This window comes from Daejeonella sp., from assembly GCF_049655485.1.
GTDB lineage: Bacteria > Bacteroidota > Bacteroidia > Sphingobacteriales > Sphingobacteriaceae > Daejeonella.
The window spans coordinates 1-6,344 of record NZ_JBASJU010000001.1 but is presented as its reverse complement, the minus strand read 5'-3'; the positions used below and the strand labels follow the sequence as shown (position 1 = coordinate 6,344).

6 protein-coding genes and 1 pseudogene are annotated in these 6,344 nt (G+C 42.8%); 4 read left to right on the top strand and 3 right to left on the bottom strand.

Annotated elements, in window-relative coordinates:
* Both WBJ10_RS00035 and WBJ10_RS00030 read left to right on the top strand, forming a co-directional pair.
* Positions 1–266, top strand: a 266-nt coding sequence (locus WBJ10_RS00035; protein ID WP_424287390.1) for a YebC/PmpR family DNA-binding transcriptional regulator, incomplete at its 5' end; no start/stop codon positions are given.
* Between the two features lie 10 nt (positions 267–276).
* Positions 277–927 carry a hypothetical protein gene (locus tag WBJ10_RS00030; RefSeq protein WP_424287388.1) on the top strand — a complete coding sequence of 217 codons (651 nt, stop codon included), beginning with the start codon at positions 277–279 and terminating at the stop codon, positions 925–927.
* 67 nt (positions 928–994) lie between these two features.
* Here the strand turns inward: WBJ10_RS00030 and WBJ10_RS00025 are convergent, their stop codons facing one another.
* Complete coding sequence (locus WBJ10_RS00025) at positions 995–1,768, bottom strand: prolyl oligopeptidase family serine peptidase (RefSeq protein WP_424287386.1); 774 nt, start codon at positions 1,766–1,768, stop codon at positions 995–997.
* A gap of 45 nt (positions 1,769–1,813) precedes the next feature.
* Positions 1,814–2,770 carry a rhodanese-related sulfurtransferase gene (locus WBJ10_RS00020; protein WP_424287384.1) on the bottom strand — a complete coding sequence of 319 codons (957 nt, stop codon included), beginning with the start codon at positions 2,768–2,770 and terminating at the stop codon, positions 1,814–1,816.
* A gap of 127 nt (positions 2,771–2,897) precedes the next feature.
* Between WBJ10_RS00020 and WBJ10_RS00015 the strand changes: the two genes are divergently transcribed.
* Entirely contained in the window at positions 2,898–3,443 is a 546-nt protein-coding gene (locus tag WBJ10_RS00015; RefSeq protein WP_424287382.1) for a hypothetical protein, read from the top strand.
* A 127-nt stretch (positions 3,444–3,570) separates the two neighbouring features.
* Here WBJ10_RS00015 and WBJ10_RS00010 read toward each other — a convergent pair whose 3' ends face one another.
* Positions 3,571–6,024, bottom strand: coding sequence for a DUF5686 and carboxypeptidase regulatory-like domain-containing protein (locus WBJ10_RS00010; RefSeq protein ID WP_424287380.1), 2,454 nt, complete (start codon positions 6,022–6,024; stop codon positions 3,571–3,573).
* Between the two features lie 121 nt (positions 6,025–6,145).
* Here WBJ10_RS00010 and WBJ10_RS00005 point away from each other — a divergent pair.
* Positions 6,146–6,344: pseudogene (locus WBJ10_RS00005) on the top strand (glycine C-acetyltransferase); the annotation flags it as partial.

Here is a 6,344-nt window from a genome sequence, read left to right as displayed (position 1 = left end):
TCGACTTCGGGCTCGAGGATCTGTATGTGGAAGAGGATGAAAACGGAAAAGATGTAGGTGTAATCCATACCTCTTTCGAGGATTTCGGAAAAATGCAAAAAGCTCTGGAAGAAAAGGGTATCCCGGTTATCAGCGCCAAGCTCGAAAGGGTATCAGAATCAACAACAACCGTAACAGAGGAACAGGCAGCCGATGTCCTTAAGCTGATTGACAAGCTCGAAGAGGACGACGACGTTCAGGCCGTTTACCATAATATGGCTGAGTAAACAGAATTCCATGACTTTTGAAGAATTCATAACTAGGAAAAAAATAGACCTGGCCCGCTTTAAAACCGCTGAGCCAGGTTTGTTTTCTGAATTCCAAAGTCATTATAGTCAGATGGGCGAAAAGAGCTTCGACCACAGCAAAAAGTTCCTATTCAACAAATTGCGGCGGGCTTATCATCTTAAAGAAGAGCCTAAACCCGCTGTTGTAAGCCAAGCTCCTGAAATAAACAAGATAGCATCTCAAGCGGAACCTCTCCTGTCGCCTACCATTGAAGCCACCGTATATACTCCCCGTTTCCGTGCCGGAGGAACTGCAAAACCAGCTGAAGGCAAAGAGGCAACTAGTCCTGAAAAGACCCCAAAACCCGCATACACTCCCAGATTCAAAGCGCCGGCAGTTAAAAGTCCTGAGAACATACCTGATCCAGATGTACCGGCTCAGACTTCCGACCTCAGACCTCCGACCTCAGACCTCCTCCCAACAGAAAAGCCAAAACCAGCTTACGTGCCCCGCTTTAAAGCACCTGCTTCAAAACCGGCAGAAGAAACAAAAGAGGAAATACCAACAGATAAACCCAAGCCCGCCTACGTTCCGCGCTTCAAAGCCCCTATAAAACCCGCGCCCGACACCACCAATGAAGATACCCCCGGAGATCGTTGAATCACCTTTCATACCGCCTACTTCATACTTGCTACTTCCTTCATACCTCCGACTTCCGTCCTCCGTCCTATCTCCTATGCGAAAACAACCAAGTCAATAACTCCGGTTCCGCAAATGCCGGATCCCAACTATTATGATTAGCCTCAGGGTATAAAGTCAGTTTTACCTCCGGAGCATTTAAGCGCTGCAGTTCGGCTACTACCACTTTCGATTTCTCTACGGGTACTACATTATCCTTCTCCCCATGGAAAAACCACAAAGGTATCTTCTTGTACTTTTTAACATTCTCTACGTTATCACCACCACAAATTGCGAAAGCTGCGGCAAATACTCTCGGCTTCCTCCGGAGGATTTCCAGCGTGCCCATACCCCCCATTGATAAACCTCCCACATAAAAGCGGTCATTGTCCGTGTATTTCAAACTTCTGAAATTGCCAACCAGGTCAATCAGCAATTTCATGGCCTTGCCTGGTTCGCCGCCTTTTTGAAAAGCAAACCTCTCATTTGTATTCTTAAACTGCACGTTGGCCCAAAAATCGTTCGTAGGACATTGGGGGAATACGACGATAGCAGGAAAATCCTTACGCATTCGTTCACTTTGAAACAGTTTGCCTCCATGAGTTAGTTGCGCTTCGTTATTATTTCCGCGCTCACCCGCCCCGTGCAGAACAAATAAAACAGGATATTCCTTTGCAGGATCGAAGTTTTCAGGAAGAAGCAGCCTATATAAGAGGGTATCTGTTCCTTGAACAAAAGCCTCCTTGGTGTAGCTATTATTTTGCGCCATAGATGTTTGATGCAAAATAAAAAAGAACAATGCCAGGCATAAAAATTTTTTCATATGTTCAATATTTGGAAGTTCAAATTAGTAAAATTTGACGACTCATTACTCTACGGGATTAAGCTTCTGCTTTTTAATATTAACAGGCTGCGGCACCTTAACATAATAACCCGTTCCGTCATACTCACGCTTTCGCGGATGCGATTGACAGCTAACTGAACAAGCACCTTCCAGTTTGTCACCGCACTCATCACACTGTGTAAAATGCTCATTGCATTCCGGATTGGCGCAATTGATCATTTTGGTGGTATGAGCTCCACAATTTCGGCAAGTGGAAATAACCACCGGATTTACAGTATTAACATCTACTGCAACCCGGTTATCAAATACATAGCATTTCCCTTCAAAATCCTGACCGCCCGCTTCCTTGCCATATTTAATAATCCCGCCATGCAGCTGGTATACGTTTTCGAAACCTTCATGCAAAAGTAAAGCAGTGGCCTTTTCACACTTAATACCACCGGTACAATAAGTAATGATCTTCTTGTCTTTATACTTTGCCAGCTCATTGATCTTTGCCGGAAAATCACGAAAGTTTTCAATATCCAGAGTCACAGCATTTTTGAATCTTCCAATGGAATGCTCATAATCAGAGCGCACATCAAGAATAACAACATCTTCGTCGTCCTTCATCTGGATAAACTCATCTGCTTCCAAATGGATGCCCGTCTTTTTCTCAGGATTGATAATTTGAGGATTCCTTAAACCTGAATGCACAATCTCCGACTTATATCGGCAATGCATTTTAATAAAGGAAGGCTCTTCTACCTCATCCACTTTAAAGTCGATTTTAGCAAAACGGGGATCAGCATGAAGCTTTTCCATATACGCTTTGCATGATTGTTCAGTCCCGGAAACTGTTCCGTTCAAGCCTTCGTCAGCCACTATTATGCGCCCAACGAGGTTTAACGATTTACAAAACTGAAGATGATCTGCTGCGAATTGTTCGGCATTCTCTATTGCGTTATAGCAATAGTATAGGAGTGTGTTGTATTTTATCATAAATCATTGATACTGTTGCAAACAGCGTTTAATGCGGGAGCAAAGATACGGAGGGGGGAGGACATTTGCAAAATGGTTTGGTTAGATAAGCCCTTGCCAATCCTGCCCCATCTCCTTATATTTAAACATGGAAAACATCACCGAATTTCTCTTTGCTGAAAACATGCTCGATGAGTTCGGTTTCATACGATATATCTACCACACTCATAGACCGCGCGCATTATTTCTGATTGATTACGAAACGGATCCGGAGGACTTGGTTTTGGTTGATGAAATCGACAGCTTTGAAGGCTATCCGAAAGAGGAAATCGATGAAATGATGGTTCGGCTGAGGGCTTTTTGGGCACAGTATAAGTTAGAGATCCTCGAAGAGGTCGACATGAAAACTGAATCAGCAGAAATGAAGTTTCCTGATCTGGATGATGTCGTCACATTCTCCATCATCAATGGATCAGAGAGGCCTGATCCGGCAGAATTTGCCATCCTCGACAAAAGCAACTTGCTTAAAATGTCGATAAACGGAATTGGTTTCTGGGCGAGTATACTGGAATTCGACCCCGCTTCAGAATCTATTATTGGGGTGGTGCAAAGCTATCTCGACGAAGAAGAATTAAAGACTAAGGATCACTTCATGGCACACTTTCGTAATATCTGGGAGATTGGGCAGGTTTAGTTCAATCTTCGTCGCTCGAAAAACTCGGGAAGCATAAACGGGTGTAGGCTGTCTCTATATAAAAAAGCTGGCGGATGTTGACATGGAGGCTTTCATTCTCAACTCTCCCTTCTCAACTCTCAACTTATTAAAACCCATACGCGATCCTAATCCCTTTATCAACCCTCTTCCCATTCACATGCGCCATCCCATACATCACCCGAAAAGTGAGATATTCCAGGCCAAAATAAACCTCATTATAGTTTTTCAATAACGGCGTAGCCAGGTAGTTAAACCCAACCACCTCTTTAAGCTTCAGTTTACGGATCAAAGGAAGTTTGTTCGTAATAAACCCGGAAAGATTATGCTCAAAATGAGCTTCCGCAAATTTATCGGCTGTGCTGTTTTTATAAAAATCCAGGAACAGGAAGTTGGTGATTTTTGGGATATAACTCAGGCTCTGGTTTCCATCAAAATGTTTGTAATCGGGGTAATAAAGCGTTCGGTCATTCAAAAACTGACCAGCACCTACCCAGAACTTAAATTGTCCATACATCCCAAGCTTAATATCTGACTTAGTCAGGTCGACCGATAGCAGATCATAGTTTATATCCGAACCAAAAACTCCTTTTAGGCCTTTCACATAATTAATTCCTAACAAAGGATATTTTGAAGGCTGATGGACTTTTCCTGAAGGGTATGTAGCGTACTTATTGCTAAAATCGTAAGTGCCCCGGAACGCTAATTTAAGAGCCTGATTTTCGGGAAACAGCGGCGTACCGGTGGGAAGTACTTCAAAGGGATTGTTTGATGTAAATACGCGGTCGTTTAAATCACGTACGGTATAATCAGAAGTATTGTTTAAAGTATTCCGGTTTGCCCACTCTGCAGTAAATCTCCCTACGAATCCACCAAAACGTTGAGATAATGAAGCTGAAATAAATTTCTTCTCGTATAATTTTAGAAAGTTGCGTTCATAAAAGAGAGAGTTAATCGAGTTCCCTAACTGGCTGATGCTGCCCAGATTATTTAGATCGAGAACATCGGAGCCGAGATTGAAAGAGAATGTAGCGGCCTTTACAGGGATATTACCCGAAAAACTCCCATATAATTTTTCACTTGAAAAACCATAGCGCACCTTTCCCGCATAATTGACAAATTTATTTGTCAGTGAATCCAGGCGCTTAGCATAAGTTACCTGATAGTTGATCCCAAAACCTTCGACGGTATTATAAAAAAAAGAGTTGATAAGGGAACTATACGAGTAATATTCCCTCTTAAAACGGTTTCTCGGACTATAACCGGATCCGATAATAAACTGGACAGGCTTAAACTTATTATTAACCTTGTCCAGCGAGTCGAGGTAAGGTTTCGACTCTCTTTTCAGGGCAAGTATAGCCTTTTTTTCATAATCGGTTTTTTCTTCCTCAGTGAGAGGCACCGGACGCGCCTGTGTCCAGTAAGCGCTGTCTTTTTTGTTCACCTCGCGTGCGATGTTTAACACTTCGACAAAATCCTTCTTATTCAATCCGGGATTCAGGTCATAGTTTTTAAACAACGCCAGATAATATCCGCCGAAGCGAAATCCAAATACTCCTCCTGTAAAATCATACCGGATTGACGACGGCATCCACACCTTTGAACTTACCGGAATATGTTGATGCCGTATGTTTAAGGTATCCACAAAATTGATATTCGACTGTTTGGTGATCATGAGATCGGAACTGTGGATTCGCCAGCTGTTTTCCATAATGTAGATGCTGCCTCTAAATACGGGATCCGTATTTCTTTTGGGCAGAAGCTCGATTTTATTCACCAACTCACCATTTTCCATGCTGGTGCCAATCAGCTTATAATCGTAATAGAACAGGGCGTTATCAGCTATTGGCGATATGAACGGCCTATTGCTCAATCCTTCTATATCAATGATGTTCTCGTAGAAATCAATGTTTATGTCAGAAGCCCGATTAAAGCTGAAGGCACGGTTGCTTCCCGACACTTTCGAGGAGATCATTTCCTCATGATAATTGTCGGGCTGCATGTAGCTTAACCGCGACTCCGACTCAGACAGGTACAAAATACCTCTGCGGTTTGAATCCAACCCTATCTCTTTGCCTAAATCATCGATGTTCCTGCCCATGAACTTTTTGGGGGCAGCAAGCATTTTTTGCATGCCTTTGATATAAACGTCCGTACTATATTCTTTTGCTTCACGAAGATGGGATTTTCGCTTTTTGATGGCATTCCGGATCACTTCGTAAGCAGGATCCTCTCCTCCAGCTGTGACAATCACATCGGCCAGTTCAAAAACAGCCTGGGAAAGGCTTACATCGAGATTGAAATTCGTTTTCAGGTCTATTTCTCTCGTTTCCTGTTTGTAACCTATGGCCCGATAGTTCAGTTCATGTCTCCCCTGACCTAGCTTGAGAGAATACTCCCCTTCACTATTTGCCGAAGTGCCGAGGGAAGTATTTTTTTCATAAACGCTTGCGAAGGGTATTGCCTGACCCAGCTGATCGGTGATTTTTCCCCGGATAGTCAGCGACTGGGAGAATAGGATGTGAGAGATAAATACAAGGAGGAGAGTATAGATTAATTTCATAGAATCAAGACGAATATTGTTACCAAAGGTTACACAATTTATATATATACGTAGAGATGTTTTGTTAAGGAAGGTTAAAGTCTATAGAATTCGTAATTTTGCAAGCTCAAAAGCAATCGTCATGTATAAAACACTGCAGCCAGTATTGGAAAAAGAGCTTGAAGAAATCGAAAAAGCCGGCCTATATAAACGTGAAAGAATTATCGTTTCGCCACAGGGTGCAGAAATTCGGGTTGAAGGTGGCCAGGAAGTGATTAATTTCTGTGCAAATAATTACCTCGGACTGTCATCCCACCCAAAAGTTATTGAAGCTGCTAAGC

Bases quoted from the DNA above. Each gene is read 5' to 3' on its own strand.
- WBJ10_RS00010 (WP_424287380.1), bottom strand. From the start codon at position 6,024: ATGAAATTAATCTATACTCTCCTCCTTGTATTTATCTCTCACATCCTA.
- WBJ10_RS00025 (WP_424287386.1), bottom strand. From the start codon at position 1,768: ATGAAAAAATTTTTATGCCTGGCATTGTTCTTTTTTATTTTGCATCAA.
- WBJ10_RS00030 (WP_424287388.1), top strand. From the start codon at position 277: ATGACTTTTGAAGAATTCATAACTAGGAAAAAAATAGACCTGGCCCGC.
- WBJ10_RS00015 (WP_424287382.1), top strand. From the start codon at position 2,898: ATGGAAAACATCACCGAATTTCTCTTTGCTGAAAACATGCTCGATGAG.
- WBJ10_RS00020 (WP_424287384.1), bottom strand. From the start codon at position 2,770: ATGATAAAATACAACACACTCCTATACTATTGCTATAACGCAATAGAG.